A 25,288-nucleotide genomic window follows, 5' to 3' on the forward strand; every position below is an offset into this window, starting at 1 on the left:
GGCGGACCCGCGCTCAGCTGGCGGGCTTGATGGTCTTGAGGACGATTCCGGCGTCCCAGGCCTTCCAGGCCGCGGGCAGGACGTACATGTTGTCCTTGGTCGGCCAGCCGGTGGCGCGGGAGGTGTTGAACTCGGTCAGCATCGAGTTCACGTAGACCGGGATGTAGGGCAGCTGGTCCGCGATGACGGTCTGGATCTTCGCGTACTCCGCCTTCTGCGCGGCCTTGTCCGTCGTCCCGGCGGCGACCTTGAGCGCGGCGTCGACGGCCGGGTTCGAGAACCGCGACTGGTTGCCGGCGGTGGCGGTCTTGCCCACCGGCGCGGTGTTCACGGTGGCGAGCTTGCCGTTGTAGGTGAAGTACGGGTTCGTGGAGGCGCCGAGGCCGACGGAGTCGAGCGAGAGCTGGAACTTCCCGTTGGTCTGGGCGGCGTTCCACTCGTTCCAGGAGACCTGGCTGGGCTTGAGCTCAATGCCGACGGCCGCGAGCTGCTGCTTGAGGGTGTCGTTGATCGAGATGTAGTCGCTCCAGCCGGTCACGGTCTGGACCGTCAGCGTCAGCCGCTTGCCGCCCTTGGACCGGACGCCGTCGCTGCCCTTCGTCCAGCCGGCCGCGTCGAGGAGCTTGTTCGCCTCGGCGGTGTCGGGCGCCTGCGGCAGCTTCGCCTTGCCCGCGTCCGCGATCCATTCGTCGTCTCGACCGGGCAGCAGCAGGGTCGGCGAGCCGACACCCGCGACGCCGCCGCCGGCGAGCTTGGCCAGCTGCTCGCGGTTCATCGCGAGGTAGATCGCCTTGCGGACGGCCGGGTCGGTCTGCGGTCCGGCGCACCCGAGCTGGGCGTTGGAGCATGTCACGATGACGGTCGTCATCACGGGAGAGTTGACGTAGGTCAGGTTCTTGCCGGACTTGATGATGTTGTCGATGCCGGGCAGGTAGGCGCTCGCCCAGTCGACCTTGCCCGCGACGAGTGCGGCGCTGGCAGCATCCGCGGAGCTCACCGGGAGATAACGCACCTCCTTGATCTCGGGCTTGCCCTGCTCCCAGTACTGGTCGTTCTTGGTCAGCACGAAGCTCTGCGGCGTGTACGACTTCACCTTGAACGGCCCGGTGCCGACCGGGTTCTTGTTCAGGTCGGTCGTCGGGTCCTTGATGTCCTTCCAGATGTGCTCGGGCACGATCGCCTGGTTGGCGAGCACGGCCGGCTCCTGCATCAGGGACTTCGACTTGAAGGTCAGTACGGCGGTGTCGTCGGCGGTCGCCTTCGCGGTAGCGGCGAGGCCCGACGGGTTCAGCGCCGGGGTCTTCGCGACCAGGTTGAAGGTGAACGCGACGTCCTTGGCGGTGAACGGCTGACCGTCGTTCCACTTCACGTCGTGTCGGGTCTTGATGGTGAGCTCGGTCCCGGCGGCGTTCCAGGAGTAGCCCGTGGCGAGCACCGGCGTCGGGTCCGACTGCTTCGCGAAGTTGTACCAGTAGAGCGGCTCGTAGATGACGCCCAGCGTCGGCTGCAGCGCGGTGGTGCTGAACGGGTTGAAGTTCTCCGCGGTGATGTCGCCGGCCGCGACGGTGACGGAGGCGTCCTTCGCGGCTGCCTGCCCACCGCCGGCGGCGGCGCCGTCGCAGGCGCTGATCAGGAGGGCGGTGGCTGTCGCGACGGCCGCGACGCTCACCAGGCGCCGCGTCCTCGTACGGTCCTTCGGGTTCCGGAGCATTGATCGTCCTTTCCGCACGTCACCCCGGCACCCGCCAGGGAAGCTGGCGGTAACTTAGTTCGCCTAATAAACATAAGACAAGACGTTGATCAGTAACGGTTTGACCGCGCAGAGTGGAGCAGACGGCGAAAGGCCTAGGCGGAAACGGTCCCGGAGCGGAGCATCATCAGGGCCGCGCCGATCGCGGCGGCGTCGTGGCCGCGCTCGTCGAGGACCACCTCGGTGTTCACGGCCCGGCCGAACGCGGAGCTCTGGATCCGCTCCTGGATGATCGGCAGGTAGATCGTCCCGGCGACGGCGAAGGCCGGCCCGGTCAGCACGAGCAGCTGGACGTCGTACATGTTGGTGATCGTCTGCGCGCCGAGCGCGAGCCAGGACGCGGAGTCGCGCAGGATCGCGTCGGCCCGGGAGTCGCCGGTCAGCGCCAGCCGGGCGATCGCCGCGAACGCCGCCACGCCGGTACGGCGCTGTGAGCCGAGGTCGAGCCCCGCCGCGCGGGCCTTGGCGACCACCGTCGCGGGCCCGGCGATCGCCTCGAGGCAGCCGGTGCTCCCGCACCAGCACTGCGGGCCGCCGATCTGGACGCAGACGTGCCCGACCTCGCCGGCGTTGCCGTGTGCGCCCTGGTAGACGTTGCCGTTCAGCCGCAGGCCCGACCCGATGCCCTCGCTCATGAACAGCGCGGCCATCACCGAGACGTCGTGGCTGGTGGTGAGCCGCGTGCCCGCGGCGGCCGCGGTGGCGTCGTTCTCGAGCAGCGCCGGCAACTGCAGGCGTTCCTCCAGGCGCTGGTGGATCGGGAAGCCGACCCAGTGCGCCATCGACGGCGGGGCCGACGTGACGCCGCGGTTGCGGATCAGCGGCCCGGGACACACGAAGCCGAGCCCGAGAACCAGCGAGGAGTCGATCCCCGACCGCTCGATCAGCTCGGTGGTCTCGGTCGCGATCCGCGCCACGACCTGCTCCGGGTCGCTCGCCTCGCCCGGCCCGGCGCGCCGCCAGCGCGCCACCACCCCGCCGGCGTAGTCGACCAGCACGTACGTCAGGCTGTCGGCGCTCAGGTGGACGCCGACGACGTACCGGGCCGCTGCCCTGATCCGGAGCAGCGTGCGCGGTTTGCCGCCGGTGGACGAGCCGCGACCGGCCTCGTCGACCAGCCCGTCGTCGATCAGCCGCCGGACCACGGTCGTCACCGACGGAGCGGTGAGACCGGTGATCTGGGTGAGTTCCACCCGGCTGACCGTGCCCGCGGAGCGGATGCTGTCCACAATGAGGGCACGGCTGTTCGTCGGTGCCGGGTCGTAGCCCGGTGATCGCGACGCGTCGCTGACCTGCTGCATCGGAACATCCGCAATCTGTCGAGTTAGTTAGGTCTGTGAATATAGTGGCTTCGATGGCCTTGGAGGGCAGTGTATGGGGGACGTGACGTCGCGCGAGCGGATCGCGGGGCTGGTGCTGGCGCGTCCCGGGCGGTTGCTCGGCATGGAGCCGTTCATGGCCGATGTCGTGCAGGGGATCGAGGAGGTCTTCGACGGCCGGCGGGTGAGCCTGCTGATCGAGTTCGCGGCCGACACCGCCGAGGAGATCGAGATCTGGCGGCGCTGGGTGCCGAACCGGCACGTCGACGGCATCGTCATGGTCGACCTGCGGACCAAGGATCCCCGGCTCGCCGAGCTCGAGCGGCTCGGGGTGCCGGCGGTGCTGCTCGGCGGGCCCGAGCTCGAGGCCCCGATCACCAACGTGCTGGTCGACAACGCCGAAGGCGCCCGGGCCGCCGTACGGGCGCTCGCGGACCTCGGCCACCGCGACATCGCGCGGGTCAGCGGTCCGCGCGACATGCTGCACTGCCAGGCGCGCGACGACGCGTTCATGGCGACCTGCGCCGAGCAGGACGTCGACGGCCGCGTCATCGAGGGCGACTACTCCGAGGACGCCGGCCGCGACGCGACGCGGCGGTTGCTGACCGGCAGCCGGGTCCCGACGGCCGTTGTGTACGACAACGACCTGATGGCGATCGGCGGTCTCGCCGTGGCGAAGGAGCTGGGCGTCGCCGTCCCCGGCCGGCTGTCGGTGATCGCGTGGGACGACACCGCGGTCGCTCGGCTGGCCACTCCGCCGCTGAGCGTGGTGACGGTCGACGTGCACGGTCTCGGCACGATCGTCGGCGAGGCCATCCTCGCGGTGATGGACGGCGGCGACGTCACGACGTACCAGGTCCCGAAGCCGACGATCCGGCTGGCCGGCTCGACCGCGCGGCCCGTGGTTGCCTAGCGTTCGGGGTATGACTGAGCGACGGGCGATTCTGAGCGGTTCGACGTTCGAGGAGCAGATCGGGTACGCGCGCGCCGTGGTGGACGGCGACTGGGTGCACGTCTCGGGGACGACGGGCTTCGACTACTCGACGATGACGATCGCGGACGACGTGGTGGCGCAGGCCGAGCGCTGCATCGTGAACATCGCGGACGCCCTGAAGGCGGCGGGATGCTCTCTGGACGACGTCGTCCGGGTGCGGTACATGCTGCCGGACCGGGACGACTTCGAGCCGTGCTGGCCGACGCTGCGGCGCGCGTTCGGCGAGATCCGCCCAGCCGCCACGATGCTGGTGTGCGGGCTGTCCGACCCGCGGATGAAGATCGAGATCGAGGCCTACGCCCGCCGGAGGTGACCGTGGAGCACCGGGAACTGGAGCTCTTCCTGCACCTCGCGCGCACCCTCAACTACGGCCGGACGAGCCTGGAGTGCCACGTCAGCGCGGCCACGCTGACCCGGACGATCCAGCGCCTGGAGACGCGGGCCGGCGCCCAGTTGCTCGATCGCGGTCCGCGGGGCGTCGTGCTGACCGCCGAGGGGCGACGCTTCACGACGTACGCCGAGCAGGCGCTGGAACTGTGGGCGGACTACCGGTCCGGCTCCGCCGAGCCGGCCGGTCTCACCGGTGAGCTGCGCATCTTCGCCACCGTGACCGCCTGCCAGACCCTGCTGCCGGACCTGCTGGCGCCGCTGCGCGCGGAACACCCGCAGATCCGCCTCGCCATCCGCACCGGCGACGCGGCCGCCGCGCTCGCCCGCCTGGACGAGGGCGAGGTGGACGCCGCGGTGGCCGGCATTCCCCGGCGCCTCCCGCAATCGTTGGTCACCCGAACGGTTGCCGTCACCGACCTGGTCCTCGTCAAGGCTCGCGACAGCGCCGCCGACGGCCCGTACGTCGTACCCGCCCGGGGTCTGGTCCGCGACAACGCGTTCCGCTGGTTCCGCAGGAACGGTGTGAAGCCGGTGATCGCCGCCGAGCCGGACGGGCACGAGGCGCTGCTCGCCCTGGTGGCGCTGGGCTGTGGCGTCGGCGTCGTACCGCGCCTCGTCCTCGAGTCGTCGGCCGTCCGCGATCAGCTGACCGAGCTGCCGGCCGACCTGGAACCGCTCACGATCGGGCTTTGCGCGCGCCGCGCCGACCTGCGCCGGCCTTTGGTCGCGGCGCTCTGGGACCTGCGACCGTAGCGCCCGCGAACAGCTTCGCCGGCACCAGCTGCGGTGGCAGCGGAGCGTCGCCCTCGAGTTGCCGGAGCAGGGCCTCGGTGCCGAGCTGGCCGAGCTCGGGTCCCGGCGTGCGCATCATGGTGAGCTCGGGGTCCGTCATTGCGGCGGTCTCCGGGACCATCAGCAGCGACAGCACCGAGAAGTCGCCGGGGATGTCGTGGCCGGCGCGTTTGAGGCCGGAGACGACGCCGAGCGCGGCGTACTCGTTGAGGACCAGGACCGCGGTCGTGCCGGGGTGCTCGGCGAGCACGTGTTCGGCCGCCGCCTTGCCGGCCTGGGTGGTGTCGGAGCAGGGCACCACGACGACCGGCAGGCCGTACGACGCGGCGACGCGCCGGTACGCCTCCTCGGTCCGCACCCACGGGCCGTAGGCGTGGAACCGCGGGTCGTCCAGGTCGCCGGAGATCAGCACGAGCTCGCGATGCCCCAGCTCGTACAGGTGCTCGACCGCGTCCTCGACGGTCGTGTCGAAGTCGATGTCCACATGCGACAGGCCGTCGAGCTCGGTCGTCCGCCCGATCAGCGAGAACGGCGTCCCGGACTGACGCAGTACGTCGATGCGCGGGTCGTCGAGCTGGACCTCCATCAGGACAACCCCGTCCACCAGGCCCTGCCCGAGCAGCTCCCGGAGCTCGACGCCGTCGTTGCCGACCGGCCACAGCACCAGGTGGTAGTCCTGCTTGCGGGCCGCCTCGGCCGCGCTGGTGAAGAACTCCGCGGTCGACATCCCGAACCGGTGCTCGAGCGCCGGGTACGCCATCGCGACGATGTGCGTGCGTTTGCTGGCCAGCGCGCGAGCGACCACGTTGCGCCGGTAGCCGAGCTCCAGCATCGCCTGCTCGATCCGCGCCCGGGTCGCGGCCGTCACCGGCTTGGTGTCGTTGAGCAGGAACGAGACGGTCGCGATCGAGACCCCGGCCCGCTGAGCGACGTCGCGCATCGTGACCATCGATCGACCCCCTCTGAGCCCTTGACAGCGATGTGACGTAGGGAACATAGTCCTTCAACACCTCAGTTAAGCGGTTTACCGCCAAATCCACAACATCCGCCCCAGTCCCTCCGTCCATCGGTTAAACGCTTTGAAGGAGTCCGATGTCATGATCAGCAAGCGGATCGCCGCCGCGCTGGCGGGTGCGACGACGGTGTCGCTCCTGCTGGTCGCCTGCGGTGACAACGGCGGCGGCCAGTCGTCCGCATCCGGCGACAGCGTCAAGAGCCTCACGGTCCTCGACTACTACAACAACGACCCGGACAAATCCCTTGTGCAGAAGGGACTTGACTCCTGCGCGTCCCAGCTCGGCATCACCATCCAACGGGAGACGGTGCCTGGTGACACCTTGATCCAGAAGGTGCTGCAGCAGGCCTCGTCGAAGACGCTGCCCGACGTGCTGATGCTCGACAACCCCGACGTCCAGCAGATCGCCGCGACCGGCGCGCTGGCGCCGCTGAACGACATGGGCCTCAGCGGTGACGGCGTGATCAAGGGCATGGTCGACGCGACGTCGTACGACGGCAAGCTCTACGGACTGGCGCCGGTGACCAACACGATCGCGCTGTTCTACAACAAGGACATGCTGGCCGAGGCCGGCGTGCAGCCGCCGAAGACCTGGGAGGAGCTGAAGGCGGCCGCCAAGAAGCTCACCAAGCCCGGTCGCTACGGGATGGCCTTCAACGCCAACGCGACCTACGAAGGCTCGTGGCAGTTCCTGCCGGCGATGTGGACCAACGGTGGCGACGAGACCGACCTGACCAGCCCGCAGGTGGCGGAAGCCCTGCAGTTGTGGGTGGATCTCGTCAAGGCGGGTTCGGCGTCGAAGAGCGTCATCAACTGGACGCAGGGTGATGTGAAGGACCAGTTCGTGGCCGGGAAGGCCGCGATGATGCTCAACGGCCCATGGCAGATCCCGGCGCTGCAGAAGTCGCCGAACGTGAAGTGGGACGTCGTCACGTTCCCGCTGAACAAGCCGGACCAGACGCCAGTCGCGCCGCTCGGCGGCGAGGCGTGGACGGTCCCGCTGAACAAGGACCAGGCCAAGCAGCAGAAGGCCGCCGACTTCGTGAAGTGCCTGAACTCGGATGAGAACGAACTGGCCTGGGCGAAGGCCCGATTCACGCTCCCGACCAAGCTGTCGCTGCTCGACCAGTACGCCAAGGAAGTGCCGTCGATGAAGGCCTTCGCCGAGCAGGTCAAGACCGCCCGGTCGCGGACCGGCAAACTGGGTGACAAGTGGCCGGACGCCGCGAAGGTGATCTACCAGGCGATTCAGCTGGCGCTCACCGGTAAGGCCTCGGCCCAGGACGCCTTCAAGCAGGCCTCCGGCGGCTGATGCAATGGTGACGCTCACACGCACGACGGTGGCCGGCCGCGAGAAGGTGCGCGGCCGGCGCCACCGGGGCGAGTCCCTCACCAAGGTGCTGTTCGTGCTGCCCGCGGCGGTGGCGATGGTGGCGCTGTTCGGCTACCCGGTGGTGAAGAACCTGCTGATGAGCCTGCAGGACTACGGGCTGAAGACGTTCTTCACCGGTGCCGCGCCGTGGGTCGGGCTGAAGAACTACAGCACGGTCGTCACGGACAAGCTGTTCTCGGACGCGATGCTGAACACGGCGTTGTTCACCATCGGGTCGATCGCCTTCCAGTTCGCGATCGGCCTCGGGCTGGCCCTGTTCTTCCACAAGAAGTTCCCGTTGAGCGGGCTGCTGCGGTCGCTGCTCCTGCTGCCGTGGCTGCTGCCGCTGATCGTGTCCAGCGCGACCTGGCGATCGATCCTCGAGCAGGACAGCGGCATCCTGAACCGCACGCTGCTGAAGCTGCACCTGATCGGCGACCCGGTGCCGTGGCTGAACTCGCCGTCGGTGGCGCTGATCGCGGTGATCGGCGTGAACATCTGGATCGGCATTCCGTTCAACGTGACGCTGCTGTACTCCGGTCTCGCGGAGATCCCCGACGAGCTGTACGAGGCCGGCCAGCTCGACGGCGCGACCGGGTGGCGGTCCTTCTGGTACATCACCTGGCCGAACCTGCGGGCGGTCGCGAGTGTGCTGCTGATGCTCGGTGTCGTCTACACCATCAAGGTCCTGGACATCATCCTCGGCCTCACCGGCGGCGGGCCGGCGAATGCGACGCAGACCTTGGCGACCCAGTCGTACGAGAAGTCCTTCATCGACTTCAAATTCGGCCAGGGCGCGGCACTGTCCAACATCCTGATCGCGATCTCGTTCGTGTTCGCGATCTTCTACCTGCGCGGCACCCGTCGTGCCGTCGACGAGTAGGGGGACCTGATGCGACGTACCACCTACACCGTGATCGGCGTGCTGGTCCTGTGCGTGATGCTGTTCCCGGTCTACTGGATGGTGAACGCCTCGCTGCAGCCGTCCGGAAACACGCTCACCGCCGGTTTCCTGCCGTTGCATCCGACGTTTTCCGGCTACGCCCGCGCGCTCGACGAGCAGGGCGGAAACCTCGTCACCAGCATGATCATCGCGGCCGGAACGGTCGTGCTGAGTCTGGCGATCGCGACGCCGTGTGCGTACGCGCTCTCGCAGTTCCGGTCCCGCTGGGTGTCGATCGGGCTGCTGGCGATCCTGATCTCGCAGATGATTCCGGGAATCGTGATCGCGAACGCGCTGTACACGGCGTACGAGCGGATCGGGCTGCTGAACTCGATCCCGGGCCTGATCGTCGCGAACTGCAGCAGCGGGATCCCGTTCGCGATCCTGATCCTGCGCTCGTTCATGCTCTCGCTGCCGCCGTCGCTGGTGGAGGCCGCGCGGGTGGACGGCGCCGGGCTGTTCCGGGCGTTCGTCGCGATCGTGCTGCCGATCAGCAAGAACTCGCTGATCACCGCCGGACTGTTCAGTTTCCTGTTTTCCTGGAGCGATTTCCTGTTCGCGCTGACGCTGACCACCAAGGGCGGCGTCCGGCCGGTGACGCTCGGGATCTACCAGTACCTCGGCACCCAGGTGCAGAACTGGAACGCGGTGATGGCGACCGCGGTGCTCTCGGCGATCCCGGCCATCGTGCTGCTGGTCGCCGCGCAGAAGTACATCGCCGCCGGTGCCATCGGCGGAGCCGTCAAATAACCCTTAAGGACAGAAAAATATGACGATTCGCGTACTCGTCTGGGGCGAGAACCGGCACGAGCAGGTGGAGCCGCACGTCCGCGAGATCTACCCAGACGGCATGCACGCCGCCATTGCGGCCGGCATCGCCGAGAACCTCCCGGACGCCAAGGTCGCCACCACGACCCTCGACGAGCCCGAGCACGGTCTGACCGAGGACGTGCTGGCGGAGACCGACGTCCTGGTGTGGTGGGGCCACGCCGCCCACGGCGAGGTCGACGACAAGGTGGTCGACCGCGTGTACCAGCACGTGCTGTCGGGCATGGGCCTGGTCGTGCTGCACTCCGGGCACTGGTCGAAGATCTTCGGCAAGCTGATGGGCACCACCTGCACGCTGCGCTGGCGCAGCGAGCGCGACCGTGAGCTGGTCTGGACGGTCAACCCGACGCACCCGATCGCGCAGGGCGTCCCGCACCCGATCGTGATCGAGCAGCAGGAGATGTACGGCGAGTTCTTCGACATCCCCGTCCCGGACGAGCTGATCTTCGTCTCCTCGTTCTCCGGCGGCGAGGTGTTCCGCTCCGGCATTACGTACCGCCGCGGGCACGGGAAGATCTTCTACTTCTCGCCGGGCGACCAGGACTACCCGGTCTATCACCACAAGGACGTGCGTAGGGTGATCGCGAACGGCGTCGCGTGGGTGAACACCGACCTGCCCGAGCGGAAGATCCCGACGCTGCTGCGCTACGAGACCGACGACTTCTTCAACGGCCACGGGTACACCGGACCCATCGAGGAGCCTGCCGATGCCTGAACCCTTGCGACTGCTGCAGGTCGGAGCCGGCGGGATGGGGCGCGCCTGGCTGCGCACCATCGCCGCCAACCCCGACGTCGTCCTGGCCGGCCTCGTCGACCTCGACCTGGACGTCGCGCGTGCGGCAGCCGACGAGCACGGATTCGGCGACGTACCGGTCGCCGCCGCGATGGGCGACCTGTCCGTCGAGTTCGACGCGGTCATCGACGTGACGGTGCCGGTGGCGCATCCGAAGGTCAGCGTCGAGGCGTTGCTGCGCGGCGTCCCGGTGCTGTGCGAGAAGCCGCTGGCCGAGACAGTCCGCGAATGTCTGACGATGGTCGCCGCGAGTGAGGTGAGCGGCCGGCTGCTGATGGTCTCGCAGTCCCGCCGCTACTTCCGCGCGGTGAACGCCTTCCAGCGTCAGCTCGCCGAGCTCGGGGCGATCGGGACGCTGTCGTGCGAGTTCTTCAAGGCGCCGCACTTCAGCGGTTTCCGGGAGCGGATGGCCGAGCCGCTCCTGGTCGACATGGCGATCCACCAGTTCGACCTGTCCCGCAAGCTGATCGGGTCGGAGCCGGTGTCGGTGTACTGCGATTCGTACAACCCGTCCTGGAGCTGGTTCGACGGCAACGCGGCCGCGTCCGCGATCTTCACCTACTCCGACGGCACCCGCTTCGCCTTCACCGGCAGCTGGTGCGCCCCGGGCCTGGAGACGTCGTGGAACGGCCGGTGGCGGGCGAGCGCCCCCGGCGGTACGGCGACGTGGGACGGCGACAACGCGCCGGTCGCCGAGCTGGTCTCCGGTGAAGCCTTGCCCGCGGCAATGGCCGACGAGCCGGAGGAGATCGCCGGGTCGCTGGCCGAGTTCGTCGACGCCGTCCGGACGTCGACGATCCCGCAGTCGGAGGTGCACTCCAACGTCGTCAGCATCGCGATGGTGGAGGCCGCCGTCCGGTCCGCCGACACCGGCTCCCCGGTCCGTATCGCCGACGTCCTGGAGTCCGCGTACGAGGAGGCGCTGACGACCACCCGGGACGCCGCGCTGCTGGCCACCATGAAGGCCTGGCCGAACGTCCTGAAGGTCGTCGGCCTCGAACCCTAGACACCCAACGGGGACCTTGGACAAGCAATGCCTTGTCCAAGGTCCCGGCTGTTGTTTCAGGTTGTGCAACGCGGCGATGCGGACATTGCGCTTGCCGCAATGCGTGCACCGCCCGTTGACTGGGCGCATGAAGAGTTCGGTGTTTCGGGTTGAGCAGATGGACGTTCCCGGCGGGTCCGAGGACATCGTGCGGGGTGGGCGGGACCTGTTTTCCTTGCTGCCCAAGGCGTTGCACGGGGTCGAGCGGATCGGCGTGCTCGGGTGGGGGCCGCAGGGGCGGGCGCAGGCGCTGAACCTGCGGGACTCGCTCGACGGGACCGGCATCAGCGTGGCGGTCGGCCTGCGGCCTGGATCGCGGTCCGCGCAGGACGCCCGCGCCCACGGGTTCACCGAGGCCGACGGGACGCTGGGGGACTGGCTCGAGGTCGCGGCCGCGAGCGACCTGGTGATCCTGCTGATCGCGGACGCGGCGCTGGCCGCGCACCACGAGGAGATCTTCGCGGTGCTGAAGCCCGGCGCGACCATTGGCCTGTCCCACGGATTCCTGCTCGGGCACCTGACCTCGACAGGGAGCGCGTTCCCCGACGGGCATCCGGTGATCGCGGTGTGCCCGAAGGGCATGGGGGACTCGGTCCGCCGCCTGTACCAGCAGGGCGCGACCGTCAACGGGGCCGGGATCAACGCGAGCGTCGCCGTGCACGCGGATCCGGACGGGCACGCGTGGGACCGGGCGCTCGCCTGGTCGGTCGGGCTCGGGTCGCCGTACACGTTCGCGACCACGCTGCGCGACGAGTACCGCTCGGACATCGTGGGGGAGCGGGCGATCCTGCTCGGCGCGGTGCACGGGCTGGTGGAGGCGCTGTACCGGTACTTCCGGATCGAGGGGGCAGATCCGGTGACGGCGTACGAGCGCTCCACCGAGGCGATCACCGGGCCGATCGCGCGGACCATCTCGGAGTCGGGGCTCGCGGCGGTGCGCGCGGTGTGCGACGACGAGGACCTGTTCGACCGCGCCTACTCCGCGACGTACGGGCCGGCCCGCGACCTGGTCGCCGAGATCTACGACGAGGTCGCCGACGGCACCGAGCTGCGCAGCGTGATCCTCGCCGAGCAGCGGCTGGCGAGCCGGCCGATGACCGAGATCGGCGGCAGCCCGATGTGGGCCCACAGCACCGAGGTGCACGCCCGGCGCGGCACCGCGCCCGCCGTCGTCGACCCGCTGACCGCAGGGCTGTTCGTGGCGACGATGATGGCGCAGGTGGACGAGTTCGCGGCGCGCGGCCACGCATGGTCCGAGATCGTGAACGAGTCGGTGATCGAGGCCGTCGACTCGCTGCTCCCGTACATGCACTCCCGCGACGTCGCCTACATGGTCGACAACTGCTCCCGCACCGCCCGCCTCGGCACCCGCCGCTGGGGTCCGCGCTTCCAGGCGGCGTACGAGCAGATCGCCCTCCCACACCTCGACCGCCCCGCCGACGCAGAGCTCCTCAAGACCTTCCTCGACAACCCGGCCCACGAAGCCCTCGCCGCAGCCGCCGAACTCCGCCCGTCCGTTGACATCTCCGTCTGACCTGCTGGCGGGTTGTTTCACCGCTGGCGGGTTATAGCGGTATAGCCCGCCAGTGTCAGGCGAGTTCGGCCAGGGCGGTGGCTACGCGGCCGTGGGCGGCTTCCAGGGCTGCGCGGGCCTCTGGGATCGGTGTGCCGGTGAGGAGGTGGACCAGGGCCGGCTTGAGTTCGCCGTCGGCGGCCGCGAGTGCGGTCTCGCAGGCGTCCTCGTCGGCGCCGGTGGCCTCGGCGAGGATCCGGAGCATCCGGCCGCGGAGCTTCTTGTTGGTGGCGACCAGGTCGACCATCAGGTTGGACCAGGTGCGGCCGAGCTTGATCATGAGCGTCGTCGAGAACGCGTTCAGGATCATCTTCTGCGCGGTGCCGGCCTTCAGCCGGGTCGAGCCGGCGATCACCTCGGGGCCGGTGTCCGCGGCGATCACGACGTCCGCGAGCGGCGCCAGCGGCGCATCCGGGTTGGACGTGACGAGCACGGTGCTCGCCCCGGCGGCGCGGGCCGCCTTCAGTGCGCCGGCGACGTACGGCGTGCTCCCGGAAGCAGCGAGCCCGACCACGAGGTCCTGACCGGTGACGGCGGCCGCGTCGGCGGCGCCGCCCTCCTCGGAGTCCTCGACGTTCTCGACCGCGCGGAGCAGCGCCTCCATGCCGCCGGCGTGGTGGGCGACCACCAGTCCGTCGGGCACGTGGAACGTGGGCAGCAGCTCGGCGGCGTCCAGGACGGCCAGGCGTCCCGACGTGCCGGCGCCGAAGTAATGCACCCGGCCGCCGCCGCGGACCGCCTCGACGGCGGCGTCGACGGCCTTGGTCAGCTCCGGGATCACCGCGCTGACCGCCCCGGCGACCAGGGCGTCCTCGTTGTTCACGAGATGGAGGATCTCGGACGTGCCCACCGCATCGATGGCGAGCGTCCTCGGGTTGCGCTGCTCGGTCGGTGAGGTCACGGGATCGATGTTAGTTTTCTACTGAAGGATTTTCAATTCCGTTGAATCTTGACAGGCTGCTACTCGGACCCCTTGAGGCGGTGACCGCGGACCGCGCTGGCCGTCTCCTCCAGCGCTTTCCGGGCGTCCGGCAGCACCTGCTGCGCGACCCCGATGAACAGGCAGTCGATCACCGTCAGTTGCGCGATCCGGCTGGCCATCGCGCCCGAGCGGTACGTCGTCTCGCGGGCGGCCGTGGTCAGGACGAGATCCGCGGTCCGGGCCAGCGGGGACCGCGGAAAGTTGGTCACCGCAACGGTCGTGGCGCCGTGTTTGGCGGCCTCCTCGAGCGCCTCCACGACCTCGACCGTGGTGCCGGTGTGCGAGATGCCGATCGCGACGTCGCCCTCGCCGAGCAGCGCCGCGCTGGTCAGCGCGATGTGCACGTCCGACCAGGCGAACGCCACGCGCCGGATCCGGTGCAGCTTCTGCTGCAGGTCCAAGGCCACGAAAGCGCTCGCGGCGAAGCCGTACAGGTCGACCCGCTTGGCCTTCACCACCGCGTCCACGACCTTGGCCAGCGCGTCCACGTCGACCTGCTGCGCGGTCTCCCGGACCGCCCGCTCGTCGGCGAAGGCCACCTTGCTGACCACGTCGGCCAGCGAGTCGCCGGGCTCGATGTCCCCGCCGACCTCCGGGCGCACGCTCTCCTGCGCCGACTGGGCCGCCAGCTGCAGGCGGAGCTGCGGATAGCCGGGGACGCCGATCTGCTTGCAGAACCGGATGACCGTGGTCTCCGAGGTGGACGCCACCTCGGCCAGTTCGGAGATCGTCATCGCCGCCACTCCGCCCGGGTCCGCGAGGACCGCGTTCGCCACCCGCTGCTCGGCCGGCGCCAGCGCAGGCATCACCGCGCGGACCCGGACCAGCAGCGGCCCCGTGGGTTCTGGAGAGGATGTTGAATTCATGACAGCCACGGTACGGCGACTATGCACGAGATGGGGTCACCGACGCGAAAGTCTCCAACCTGTTGCGGTAAATGCTTCCGGTGTCCGTTCGCCGTCGAGAAGAAGACCAGACGCGCTCGTGATCTTCACACCGTCGACGTAGACGCCGCGGCCCTGGTACAGCGGGTCGGTCGTGTAGCGCCAACGGACGGTCTGTGCGCCCGCACCCAGCTCCGCCGTCACCTGGTGCCAGTGCCGGTCGCCGGAGCCGCTGATCGAGCCGTCGGTGTCGATCACCGAGCCCCGGTCCCGGACTGTGAACGGAACCTTCGTCCACGTCGTTCCGTCCGCGGACGTCTCCAGGTACAGCAGGTCAGTGTCCTCGGTGTCGACGAACAGGTCGAACGCGAGCTTCGCGCCGCCGGCCGGTACGACGACCTTCGTGTCGAGCGTGCTGGTGGCGTTGTCCGTCGTACCGGAGAACCAGGCGTCCTTGCCGTGCCGCGGGCCGACGCCGAGGGCGAGCGCGAGGCCCTGGGCGACCGCGCGGCGGGCCGGGTTGTTGCTGCCCCAGTTGCGGCTCGGGTGCACGCGGTTGGTGAGCAGGATCGCGAACGAGCGGGAGTCGAAGTCGATCACCAGCGATGTGCCGGTGTAGCCCGTGTGGCCGGCGGTGCGCGGCCCGGACAGGCCGCCCATGTACCAGCGTTGGTTGAGCTCGAAGCCGAGGCCGTGGTCGTTGCCGGGGAAGCCCTGGTTGAAGTTCGTGATCATCGCGGTCACCGAGGATTCCTTGAGGATCCGGGCGCCGCGGTAGCTGCCGCCGTTGAGGAACGTCTGCGCCAGGACGGCGAGGTCGTCGGCGGTGCTGAACACGCCCGCGTGACCCGCGACGCCGTCGAGGGACCAGGCGTTCTCGTCGTGCACCGACCCCCACACCATCCCGCGCGGCGGCGCGGACTGGTACTCGGTGGCGGCGATCCGCGGCTTCTTCTTCGGGTCCGGGTTGTAGCCGGTGTCGCGCATCTGCAGCGGTTTCGTGATGCCGTCGGCGACCAGTTTGTCCAGCGTCTTCCCGGTCACCCGGTGGGCGAGCTCGCCGAGGGCGATCAGGTTCAGGTCGCTGTAAAGGTACGTCGTACCGGGCGCGTTCTGCAGCTTCGCGGTCAGGGCCATCTGCAGCCGGGACGCCGGGTCCGGCTGCGCGCTCCAGAGCGGGAGCCAGGACGGAAATCCGCTGGTGTGCGTGAGTGCTTGCCGGACCGTGACGGTTTCCTTGCCGTTTTCCGCGAACTCCGGGACATAGGTTGCGATCGGCGCGTCCAGGGCGACCTTGCCCTTCTCGACCAGTTGCAGCGTGACGATCGAGGTGAACAGCTTGGACACCGAGGCCAGGTCGAAGATCGTGTCGGTGCGCATCGGGATCTGCTGGTCCGCCGGCAGTTCGGTGCCCTGGCCGTCGGCGTACTTCAGGGCCAGACCGGTGGCCGTCCGGGTGACGATCTTCCCGTCGTGGCCGAGCAGCGTGACGGCGCCGGCGTACAACGGTTTCGCCGAACCGCTCGGCTGCGTCCAGCCGGCGACCTGGGCCAGCGCGGCGTCGATCGGCGCCGGGTCCAGGCCGGCCTTCGCCGGGGTCGCGTCACGCAGCAGCGTGGTCTTCGGCGCATAGCCGGAGTACGGGCGGTCGAACCGCCCGGAATTGTGGCCGGCAGCAACAGCAGGGGAAGCCATCGTCAGTATCACCGCAGAGACAGTCGTGAGTGCGGCCCACCGCTTCATCGGTGAGCTCCCTTGTACAGCAGGTACTGCGCGCGCCGGGCCGTCCAGGCGTCGGCCTCGGACTTCCAGGCTGCCACGATCTCCTCGGCGGTCGCATCCGCCAAAAGCATGGTCCGGAATCGGTCCGATCCGGTCAGCAGATCGATCCACCGGCCGGGTGGGGTCTCCGCCCGCCAGGTGAATGCGGGGTAGAGCTTACGGGCCTCGACGATCATGTGCGTCGCCGCGGTGATCGCCTCGACCCGGTGCGGGTCGGTGATCTGGACCTGGACGCCGCCGCACAGCACTCCTGCGTTCTTGCTGATCGTCGGCGTGAAGTACGCCTCCCGGAACGCGACGCCCGGGATGTCCTTGGTCTGCAGCGCCTGCGCCCACTTGTAGTCGACGTACGGCGCGCCGATCAGTTCGAACGGGCGCGTCGTCCCGCGGCCCTCGGACATGTTGGTCGCCTCGAACAGGCACAGGCCCGGGTACAGCAGCGCGGTGTCCGGCGTGGGCATGTTCGGGCTCGGCATCACCCAGGTCAGGCCGGTGTCGTCGAACAGCTGGTCCCGCTTCCAGTTCTTCGCCTCGATCACGGTCAGTTGCTTCAGCCGGCCGCCGTTCGGCTCCAGCGGCAGGTACTCGGCGTCGAACATCCGGGCCAGCTCGCCGACCGTCATGCCGTGCTGCTGGATGATCTCCTTCTTGCCGACGCCGGAGGTGTAGCCGGGTTTCAGCATCGGGCCGCGGGCGTAGCCGCCGACCGGGTTCGGCCGGTCGAGGACGACGAACCGGGCGCCGGTGCGGACCGCGGCGAGCATCGCCTCGAACATCGTCCAGATGTAGGTGTAGAACCGGGCGCCCACGTCCTGGATGTCGAAGACCACGGTTTCCACACCGGACTGGGTGTAGAGCTTCACCAGCTTGTCGGCGTTCGCGCCGTACGCGTCGTACACCATGATCCCGGTCCGCGGGTCGACGTGGTCACCCTCCGAACCGCCGGCCTGCGCGCTGCCGCGGAAACCGTGTTCTGGACCGAACACGGCGACGATGTCGACCGTGCCGGACGCGTGCATGGTGTCCACGACGTGGCTGAAGTCCGGGAGGATGCCGGTCGGGTTGCTGATCACGCCGACCTTCTGGCCGGACAACGCCCGCCAGCCGTCGTTCGCGAGCACCTGGGCACCCGTCATCACCTTCCGGCTGGAGACGGCCTGCGCGGCGGGTACGTCGATCAGCGGGGCGGCGGCGAGCGCGCCGGCGCCGGCCAGCAGATTGCGTCGTTTCATGATCTCTCCTCGAACCAGAGCGGGTCAGCGACGGAAGGACAGGTGGGCGACGATCGCGTGGTGATCGCTCGCGGCCTCGGCGACCGGCACCTCGGCGGGCACTTCCGCGCTCCGCACGGACAGCCCCTTGCCGACGGTGACGAAGTCGATCCGCTTGACGGCGGCGACCGCCGGGTAGGTGTTCGGCCCGCCAACGGTTTCCGCGGCCGCGGTCCACGAGTCCGTCAACCGTGTCCACAACCCGGAGAGCTCCGGTGCGGCGGCCTCCGCGTTGAAGTCACCGACGAGAATCTGCAGATCCTGACGCCGATCCTGGGACAGGATCCGGACCGTGTCCGCCACCTGCATCCGCCGTACGGTCGGATCCCCGCGGTAGTCGAGATGCGTGCAGTACACGTGCAGCCGCCGCCCGCGGACGTCGACCTCCACCTCGAGGAAACCGGGTGCCGGTGCGGGCACCGGGTTCGGGTCCTGGGTGGACAGCCGGGTGATCGGATGGTTCTCGACCCGCACCATCGGGAACCGCGAGAGCACCCCGACGCCGTACTGCCGACGGGGCTGACCGTCGGCCGCCGGGTCGAGGTCGTAGATCGGCGCGAACGCCGGGTACATCCCGAGCTTTCCGGCCAGTTCCGCGATCGTGTCCAGCCACTGGCTGCGGTCGCCCCAGTGGACGTCGACCTCCTGCAGTCCGACGATGTCCGCGTCCAGCGCCTTGATCGCCCGCGCGGTCCGCTCGAGGTCGAAAACGTTGTCCTCGCCGGCCCCGGCGTGAATGTTGTACGAGGCAACAGTCAGCCGGGTGTCCCGCGGGTCGAACGTGAGCCCGTGGCCGAAGGGGTGCAGCACGGGCGCCTCGCCGTTCGCGTCCGGCTTCGCGGGGATCTCCACCGGGAGCTTGCCGGTCGGCGCGAGTTCGCCGTACAGCACCTTGGCGAGGGCCTCCATCGAGACGGCGGTGCTCCCGTACGTGACCAGCGTGGTCGCCGGGTCGTCGAAGTACGCGACGTCGTACGGGTCGCGGACCGGGACGACGATCACCGGGCGGCCCGTGGCGAGCAGGCCGTTGACCAGCTTCTGCTGCTTGGCCAGTTTGTCGGTGACCTCGGTGTCCCACGCCTTGTTGGTCAGGACGACGGTGAGGTCGGCGGCGGCCGAGGCGGCCAGCGCGTCGGCGATCTTGGCGTCGCTCGGCGCCGTACCGGTGTCCTTCACGACCGTCGTCGCACCGCGACGCTGCAGCGCCGCGGCCAGCGTCGCCGGGCTGTAGCCGGTGACGACGACCGTGCGCGGCGCGGGGGAGAGCGGCAGCAGATCGGCGTCGTTGCGCAGGAGCGTCGTACTGCGATCAGCGATCCGCTGGGCCGCGGCGTAGTTGGCCGGCGTACCGACGACCGCGGCGATCCGGGACAGGTCGACGTACGGCTGGTCGACGAGGCCGCCGCTGTACTTGAGCTTGAGGATGCGCGTGACGCTCTCGTCGATGCGGGCCTCGGAGATGCGGCCGCCGCGGACGGCCTCGAGCACCGAGTTGTACGCCAGGCCGGGATCGACCGGCATCAGCAGCTGGTCGACGCCCGCCTCGATCGCCCGGAGCGGGATCTCGGCGTCGCCGTACTTGTCGCGGACGCCCTTCATCCCCAGCGAGTCGGTGATCACCACGCCGTCGAAGCGGAGCTGCTCGCGCAGGATCCCGGTCAGGATCGGCCGGCTCAGCGTCGCCGGGTCGCCGGACGGGTCGAGTGCCTTCACCACGATGTGCGCGGTCATGATCGACTGGATGCCGGCCCGGATCGCGGCCTGGAACGGCGGCAGGTCGATCTCGGTCCACTGCTCGCGGGTGTGGTGGATCTCCGGGATCCCGACGTGGCTGTCGGTCTCGGTGTCGCCGTGCCCGGGGAAGTGCTTCGCGGTCGAGACGATCCGGCCGTCGCGCTGGTACCCCTTCACCTGCGCGGCGACGATCTCGGCGGCCAGCGCCGGGTCCGACGACGCCGAGCGGACGCCGATCACCGGGTTCAGCGGGTTCACGTTGACGTCCGCGTCCGGGGCGAAGTCGGTGGTGATGCCGAGCGCCTTCAGCTCGCGGCCGGCGATCCCGCCCGCCTCGCGCGCGAAGTTCGCCGAGCGGGTCGCGCCGAGCGCCATCCCGCCGGGGAACTGGGTCGCGGGCGGGCCGACCCGGACGACCGAGCCGTACTCCTGGTCGGTGCTGATCTGTAGCGGGATGCCGGTGTTGCCGAGCGAGGCGGCTTGCAGGCCGTTCGACAGGTTCGCGATCTGCTGCGGGTCCTTCACCGAGTCGGTCCAGGTGAAGTAGATGACGCCGCCGAGGTTGAACTTCGCGACCACCTCGGCCGGCGTCGCCACGCCGTACAAGCTGGTGTTGCGCGCGTCCGCGGTGGCGGCGGTCGGGCCGTAGGCGTAGAGGACGAACAGCTGGCCGACCTTCTGCTCCAGCGTCATCCGGAGCAGGGTGTCGCGGACCCACCGGTCGGTGTGGGCGGAAGCGGTCATGGTGCCGGCGACCGTGGACCCAGCGACGGCAGCCGCCGCGAGTCCGAGGGTCTGGCGTCGGGTCAGTTCCATCGGTGTCACCAACTCAGTCCGGGCGGGCAGGGGCGAACGCCAAAGTAATTGAATTACAGATACTCCCCCGCGACGCGAAAGTTACCCACGCGCACACACCGGGTCAAGACCCGGTGACGCCAGGTGGACACCCACACCGGTAGGCGCTGCCACCGCGAGAACGCTGCCCGCGCACCGCAGATGCGTCACGGACAGCTCGAGCACCGACGGAACCGGCCCCTCGTCGAGCGGCATCTCCCGGCGCAGCCCCGACCTCCGCAATCCAAGACCGAGCGCTTTCCCGACCGCTTCCTTGGCCGTCCAAAGCCGTAGAAACGCCACTAGTTGCTCTGGCTGCCGCCCCAACCATTGCAACTCCCGAGGCCCGAACCAACGCTCCGCCAACGGACGGAAATCGCGTGGCCGCACTTCCTCCAGATCAATACCGATCGGGCCGCCGTACGCCGCCGCAACGGCAACGCAGCGCTCGGTGTAGCTGACACTCACCGCCAGGCCCGGGATGTGCGGACGCCCGTCGGCGTCGTGCGTCAGCGACGGACCACCAACTAGAGTTCCCGCGAGTTCGAGGAGAAGGCTGTGCGCCGCGGGCCGCGGCTCCTGTCCGGCTGGCGCCAGCCGCACATCCACTGAGCCTCTCACCGGACGAATGTATCCCGTCGGCCACGCACCGAGTGAGCGACTCGTGCGGAAAGCCTCCGGTCGGGCGGTTTGTCGACAAAGCCACCTCGGTAACTGGTCCTCTCGGGCGGTCGGGAACTGGATCTGTAGGGCGTACCGGTATTTGCCTAGCTTCTAGGTATGACCACCGTTTGCGAGATCCCCACCGTTGCTGTTGACCGGCTGCTGAGTAGCCAGTTCGTGCGGCTGTTGTTGATGGTGTTCGGGTCGGGGCTGAGCATGTACTTGCTGACCTCGGTGGTGCCGATGTACTTGGCGGCGCACGGGTCCGGCGGTGTCGGGGCCGGGCTGTCGACTGCGGCGATGATGTTCTCGGCGGTGGGGGTCGAGTTGGTTGTGCCGCGGATGTTGGCACGGTGGGGGTACCAGGTTGTGTTGGGGCTCGGGCTGGTGCTGCTCGGAGTGCCTTCGTTGGTGTTGCTGGGGTCGGCTTCGTTGCCGGTCGTTCTGGCCGTGTGTGTCGTGCGGGGCGCGGGGCTGGCGATTCTGGTTGTCGGGGCGGTGGCGTTGGTCGCGGATCTGGCGCCGGCGAGCCGTCGTGGTGAGGCGCTGGGGGTGTACGGCGTTGCGGTTGGGGTGCCTGCGGTGATCGGGCTGCCGCTCGGGGTTTACCTGACTCACGTGGTTGGTTTTGGCGCGCTGTTCGTGCTGGCCGCGGTGGCCTCGCTGATGGGGCTTGTCGCGTTGGTCGGACTGCCGGCGCGGGTTGCGGTCGAGGGGCAGCACGTGAAGGTGCTGGGCGGCGTACAGCGGAGTGGGCTGTTGATGCCGACGCTGGTGTTCGCGGCGGTGACTGTGGCAGCCGGGATCAGCGTGACCTTTCTGCCGCTGGCTGTTGCTTCGGGCAAACAGTCGATGGTGGCGACCGCGCTGTTGCTGCAGGCGATCGCGGCGCCGGCGGCGCGGTGGCTGGCTGGGCGGTACGCCGATCGCGTTGGTCCCGCGAAGCTGCTTGCGCCCGCGCTGGGCTTCGCGGTGATCGGCGCGGGGGCGCTGGTGTTCCTGCCGAGCGCGGCCGCGATTCTGATCGGCTCGACCTGCTTCGGGATCGGCTTCGGTGCGGCGCAGAATCTGACGCTGGCGTTGATGTACAACCGCGTCGACCGTTCCCGCTACGGTCAGGTCAGCGCGTTGTGGAACCTCGCGTACGACGGCGGCTGGGGACTCGGCGCGCTGGCCTTCGGGGCGATCGTCAGCGGCACCGGCTACCCGGTCGCCTTCGCCCTGACGGCAGCAGTCGTCGCGCTGGCCGTCGTACCGGCGCTTCGCGCCCGCGCCTGACCGCCGAGTCGTGGCGATTGGCTGTCGCCAGGAAACGCGAGTCGTGGATTGTGGTCGTCGGTGCCAGCCGATTTCCACGACTCGGCGGGCGGTGGTCAGAGTTTGCGGAGGCGGACCCAGCGGACGGCGTGGTCCTGGCCCTTGCGGAGGACGAGGGTGGCTCGGGAGCGGGTGGGGAGGATGTTTTCGCGGAGGTTAGGGCCGTTGATGCCGTCCCAGAGGGATTCGGCTTTCTTGATCGCTTCCTCGCGGCTGAGTTCGCCGTAGCGGACGAAGTACGACTCGGGGTTGCGGAACGCCGTTTCCCAGAGTTTGAGGAAACGGGCCACGTACCAGGAGCGGATGTCGTCGGCGGCGGCGTCGACGTACACCGAGAAGTCGAAGAAGTCGCTGACCGCGAGACCGCTCTTGCCGTCCGCGTGCCGGGGTGCCGGCTGCAGCACGTTCAAGCCTTCGAGCAGCAGGATGTCGGGCTGCTCGACGGTCGTCCGGACGCCGGGCATCCGGTCGTAGTGCAGGTGCGAGTAGACCGGCGCCTCGACCGTGTCCATCCCGGACTTCACCTCGACGACGAAACGCAGCAGGGCCTTGCGGTCGTACGACTCCGGGAAGCCCTTGCGCTGCATCAGGTTCCGGCGCTCGAGCTCGGCGTTCGGCCAGAGGAAACCGTCGGTGGTGACGAGCGCGACCCGCGGGTGCTCGGGCCAACGGGCGAGCAGTTCGCGCAGCAGGCGTGCGGTCGTCGACTTGCCGACGGCAACCGATCCGCCGATCCCGATCACGAACGGCGTGCGGGTCTCGACCTGCTTGCCGAGGAACCCCTCGGTGTCCGCGTGCAGTGCGCGGGCGTGCCGGACGTACAGCGAGAGGATCCGCGACAGCGGCAGATACACCTCGCGGACCTCGTCCATGTCGATCTCGTCGCCGAGACCGCGCAGTCGCTCGACCTCGTCCGCCGTCAGCGGGGAGATGGTGGTCTCGGCCAGTTGCGCCCAGGTGGCCCGGTCGAGCTCGGTGTAGGGAGTCACCTCCCGCGACGGCTGCAGCATGTGGCCCATTCTTCCCATCGGCGACGGATGCACCCACATCGGACCGGAGTGGCCTTGGTCTCAGCTCCGACACGGTCGCGTCAGCTACAGTACGGTTTCGAAACTTTCGGTCACCACTCGGTGACCGTCCGGTATGTCAGGATCAGCGCTCGATGACCGCCGATTCCGCCTGGCTGGGTACGCAACGCCTGCCCGAAGTGACTGTCCACGCGTCCGGGGTGCTCGCCCAGACGATCCGGGCCGAGCTCCGGCAGATCCGCCGTTTCCGCACCGACGTCCAGGTTGCCGTCTGCGCGTTGAGCCGGGCCCGCGAGACCGCCCTGTGGCGCGAGGTCGAGGCCGCCGTCCCCGAGCACGGGCTGGGCGTCGAGGGGTTCGTGGTGGTGCGACGAGGCAACGACCTGGTCGTCGCGGCCGAGGGCGGGCACGGCCTGCTGTACGGATACTTCTACCTGCTGCGGTACTTCGAGTGGATGAGCGGCGACTTCACCGTCGTCGACCAGCCCGCCGTACCGATCCGGATGCTGGACCACTGGGACGAGCTGTCCGGCGCGGTCCGGCGCGGGTACTCGGGCGGCTCGATCTTCTTCCGCGACGGCGAGGTGGTGCCCGACCTGATCCGAGTCCGGGCGTACGCGCGGTTGCTGGCCTCGATCGGGATCAACACGGTCGCCCTCGCGAACGCCGAACTGCCGGACGTGGCGCGGCTCGCCGGCGTCTTCCGGGACTACGGGATCGCGGTGAGTCTCGCGATCGACTTCGTCGACGACCCGCGCGACGAACGCGTCGCGCGCTGGTGGGCCGCCGCGATCGCCCGGGTGTACGACGTGGTCCCCGACCTGGGCGGCCTGGTGGTGCGGACCGCCCGCGACCCCGAGGGTGCGAACCTGCTGGCCCGGGCGGTGGCGCCGTACGGCGGAACGGTTTTCTGGCGGGTTTCCGCCGCGGAGTCCGAGCAGGACTGGCGCGATCGCCGGACGGATCGGGCACGCGCGGCGTACGACGCGGTCGTCCCGCTGGACGGACGGTTCGAGGAGAACGTTGTCTTGCAGATCCAGCACGGGCCGCTGGACTTCCAGGTCCGGGAGCCGGTCTCGCCGCTGCTCGGGGAAATCCAGGAAACCGTGTTCGGTGTCGAGCTCCAGGTCACGCAGGAGTACTCGGGCCAGCAGCAGGACCTGTGTTACCTGGGGCCCTGGTGGCGGGAGATCCTGCAGTTCGACACCAGCGGCGGCGGTGGCGCGACGGTCGCCGACCGGATCGGCGCGATCGTTGCCGTGTCCAACGTCGGCGACGACGCCAACTGGACCGGCAGCAAGCTTGCGCAGAGCAACCTCTACGCGTTCGGGCGGCTCGCGTGGGATCCGGCCGCGGACCCGGTCAGCCTGTTGCACGAGTGGGCCGCCGCGACCTTCGCGATGGACGACCGGACCCGGAGCGAGCTGGTGACGATCATGGCCGGCTCGTGGCAGACGTACGAGCGGTACACCGCGCCGCTCGGCGTCGGGTTCATGGTGACGCCGGGCACCCACTACGGGCCGAGCGTCAACGGCTACGAGTACTCGGGAACGGGGCGGTATCACTTCGCGGACCGGTACGGCGTCGGTGTGGACCGCACCGTGAAGACGGGCTCGGGTTTCACCGGGCAGTACCCGGTGCCGCTGTCGAGTCGGTACGAGGACCCGTACACGTGTCCCGACGAACTGCTGCTGTTCTTCCACCACGTGCCGTACGACCACGTGCTGCAGAGCGGCAGCACCGTGCTGCAGCACATCTACGACACACACTTCCAGGGGTACGCCGAGGTGGAGGCGATGGTCGCGCGCTGGCGGGTGATCGCCGAACGCTTCGAGCCGGCCGTCCGGGCCGACATCACCGCCCGCTTCGAGACCCAACTGTCGAACGCACGTGAGTGGCGGGACCAGGTCAACACGTTCTTCTACCGGCTGAGCGGCGTAGCGGACGCCCGGGGACGCGCGATCCACAGGTAGCCTGGT

General features: G+C 69.2%; 21 protein-coding genes. 11 read left to right on the plus strand and 10 right to left on the minus strand.

The features are described from left to right. Positions 1-13: 13 nt before the first annotated feature. Positions 14-1,711, minus strand: coding sequence for an ABC transporter substrate-binding protein (locus ACWEOO_RS10950; RefSeq protein ID WP_452142791.1), 1,698 nt, complete (start codon positions 1,709-1,711; stop codon positions 14-16). Positions 1,712-1,845: 134 nt separating this feature from the next. Beyond that, the gene (locus ACWEOO_RS10955; protein ID WP_359927696.1) at positions 1,846-3,051 is read right to left on the minus strand and encodes an ROK family transcriptional regulator; all 1,206 of its coding nucleotides are present in this window, start codon (positions 3,049-3,051) and stop codon (positions 1,846-1,848) included. Positions 3,052-3,124: 73 nt separating this feature from the next. Here ACWEOO_RS10955 and ACWEOO_RS10960 point away from each other — a divergent pair, with 73 nt between their 5' ends. The 3 genes from ACWEOO_RS10960 to ilvY are packed head-to-tail and all read left to right on the plus strand — an operon-like array spanning position 3,125 to position 5,206. Then, a complete protein-coding gene (locus ACWEOO_RS10960; protein WP_452142792.1) occupies positions 3,125-3,982 on the plus strand; it encodes a LacI family DNA-binding transcriptional regulator in 858 nt (285 codons plus the stop codon). A gap of 10 nt (positions 3,983-3,992) precedes the next feature. Beyond that, positions 3,993-4,376, plus strand: a complete 384-nt coding sequence (locus ACWEOO_RS10965; protein WP_359927692.1) for a RidA family protein — start codon at positions 3,993-3,995, stop codon at positions 4,374-4,376. A 2-nt stretch (positions 4,377-4,378) separates the two neighbouring features. Beyond that, entirely contained in the window at positions 4,379-5,206 is an 828-nt protein-coding gene (gene ilvY / locus ACWEOO_RS10970) for an HTH-type transcriptional activator IlvY (RefSeq protein WP_359927689.1), read from the plus strand. Here the strand turns inward: ilvY and ACWEOO_RS10975 are convergent. Beyond that, the gene (locus ACWEOO_RS10975) at positions 5,130-6,194 is read right to left on the minus strand and encodes a LacI family DNA-binding transcriptional regulator (RefSeq protein WP_452142793.1); all 1,065 of its coding nucleotides are present in this window, start codon (positions 6,192-6,194) and stop codon (positions 5,130-5,132) included. The two genes, ilvY and ACWEOO_RS10975, sit on opposite strands and share 77 nt — an antisense overlap. 148 nt (positions 6,195-6,342) lie before the next feature. Between ACWEOO_RS10975 and ACWEOO_RS10980 the strand changes: the two genes are divergently transcribed. From ACWEOO_RS10980 to ACWEOO_RS11005, 6 genes are all read left to right on the plus strand, one after another. Beyond that, positions 6,343-7,572, plus strand: a complete 1,230-nt coding sequence (locus tag ACWEOO_RS10980) for a sugar ABC transporter substrate-binding protein (protein ID WP_452142794.1) — start codon at positions 6,343-6,345, stop codon at positions 7,570-7,572. Between the two features lie 4 nt (positions 7,573-7,576). Beyond that, positions 7,577-8,515 (plus strand): carbohydrate ABC transporter permease, encoded by a 939-nt coding sequence (locus tag ACWEOO_RS10985; RefSeq protein ID WP_355482648.1) that lies wholly within the window; start codon positions 7,577-7,579, stop codon positions 8,513-8,515. Positions 8,516-8,524: 9 nt separating this feature from the next. Then, positions 8,525-9,325 carry a carbohydrate ABC transporter permease gene (locus tag ACWEOO_RS10990; RefSeq protein ID WP_355699499.1) on the plus strand — a complete coding sequence of 267 codons (801 nt, stop codon included), beginning with the start codon at positions 8,525-8,527 and terminating at the stop codon, positions 9,323-9,325. Between the two features lie 19 nt (positions 9,326-9,344). Further along, positions 9,345-10,118, plus strand: coding sequence for a ThuA domain-containing protein (locus ACWEOO_RS10995; RefSeq protein WP_363713189.1), 774 nt, complete (start codon positions 9,345-9,347; stop codon positions 10,116-10,118). Further along, positions 10,111-11,202 carry a Gfo/Idh/MocA family protein gene (locus tag ACWEOO_RS11000; RefSeq protein WP_452142795.1) on the plus strand — a complete coding sequence of 364 codons (1,092 nt, stop codon included), beginning with the start codon at positions 10,111-10,113 and terminating at the stop codon, positions 11,200-11,202. The genes ACWEOO_RS10995 and ACWEOO_RS11000 overlap by 8 nt, the downstream gene beginning before the upstream one ends. A 127-nt stretch (positions 11,203-11,329) precedes the next feature. Then, on the plus strand, positions 11,330-12,775 hold the full coding sequence (locus tag ACWEOO_RS11005; RefSeq protein ID WP_452142796.1) for a ketol-acid reductoisomerase: 1,446 nt from the start codon (positions 11,330-11,332) through the stop codon (positions 12,773-12,775). A 55-nt stretch (positions 12,776-12,830) separates the two neighbouring features. Here ACWEOO_RS11005 and murQ read toward each other — a convergent pair whose 3' ends face one another. The 6 genes from murQ to ACWEOO_RS11035 all read right to left on the minus strand — a co-directional run bounded on the left by murQ (position 12,831) and on the right by ACWEOO_RS11035 (position 20,922). Further along, the gene (gene murQ / locus ACWEOO_RS11010) at positions 12,831-13,715 is read right to left on the minus strand and encodes an N-acetylmuramic acid 6-phosphate etherase (RefSeq protein ID WP_363713195.1); all 885 of its coding nucleotides are present in this window, start codon (positions 13,713-13,715) and stop codon (positions 12,831-12,833) included. 59 nt (positions 13,716-13,774) lie between these two features. Beyond that, entirely contained in the window at positions 13,775-14,662 is an 888-nt protein-coding gene (locus ACWEOO_RS11015; protein ID WP_359927667.1) for a MurR/RpiR family transcriptional regulator, read from the minus strand. A 36-nt stretch (positions 14,663-14,698) separates the two neighbouring features. After that, entirely contained in the window at positions 14,699-16,375 is a 1,677-nt protein-coding gene (locus ACWEOO_RS11020) for a serine hydrolase (RefSeq protein ID WP_452142797.1), read from the minus strand. 44 nt (positions 16,376-16,419) lie between these two features. Beyond that, entirely contained in the window at positions 16,420-17,694 is a 1,275-nt protein-coding gene (locus ACWEOO_RS11025; protein WP_452142798.1) for an exo-beta-N-acetylmuramidase NamZ family protein, read from the minus strand. A 24-nt stretch (positions 17,695-17,718) separates the two neighbouring features. Continuing rightward, a complete protein-coding gene (locus ACWEOO_RS11030; RefSeq protein WP_452142799.1) occupies positions 17,719-20,283 on the minus strand; it encodes a glycoside hydrolase family 3 N-terminal domain-containing protein in 2,565 nt (854 codons plus the stop codon). 81 nt (positions 20,284-20,364) lie between these two features. Beyond that, positions 20,365-20,922: a 4'-phosphopantetheinyl transferase family protein gene (locus ACWEOO_RS11035; RefSeq protein WP_452142800.1), complete on the minus strand. Its 558-nt coding sequence runs from the start codon at positions 20,920-20,922 to the stop codon at positions 20,365-20,367. A gap of 159 nt (positions 20,923-21,081) precedes the next feature. Between ACWEOO_RS11035 and ACWEOO_RS11040 the strand changes: the two genes are divergently transcribed. Further along, a complete protein-coding gene (locus tag ACWEOO_RS11040; RefSeq protein WP_452142801.1) occupies positions 21,082-22,242 on the plus strand; it encodes an MFS transporter in 1,161 nt (386 codons plus the stop codon). A 95-nt stretch (positions 22,243-22,337) separates the two neighbouring features. Here the strand turns inward: ACWEOO_RS11040 and coaA are convergent, their stop codons facing one another. Beyond that, positions 22,338-23,291 carry a type I pantothenate kinase gene (gene coaA, locus ACWEOO_RS11045; protein WP_355482669.1) on the minus strand — a complete coding sequence of 318 codons (954 nt, stop codon included), beginning with the start codon at positions 23,289-23,291 and terminating at the stop codon, positions 22,338-22,340. 152 nt (positions 23,292-23,443) lie between these two features. On the opposite strand from coaA, the gene ACWEOO_RS11050 reads away from it, so the two are divergent. Next, complete coding sequence (locus ACWEOO_RS11050; RefSeq protein ID WP_452142802.1) at positions 23,444-25,282, plus strand: alpha-glucuronidase; 1,839 nt, start codon at positions 23,444-23,446, stop codon at positions 25,280-25,282. Positions 25,283-25,288 lie beyond the last annotated feature (6 nt).

The sequence above is a fragment of the Kribbella sp. NPDC004138 genome (assembly GCF_053603655.1).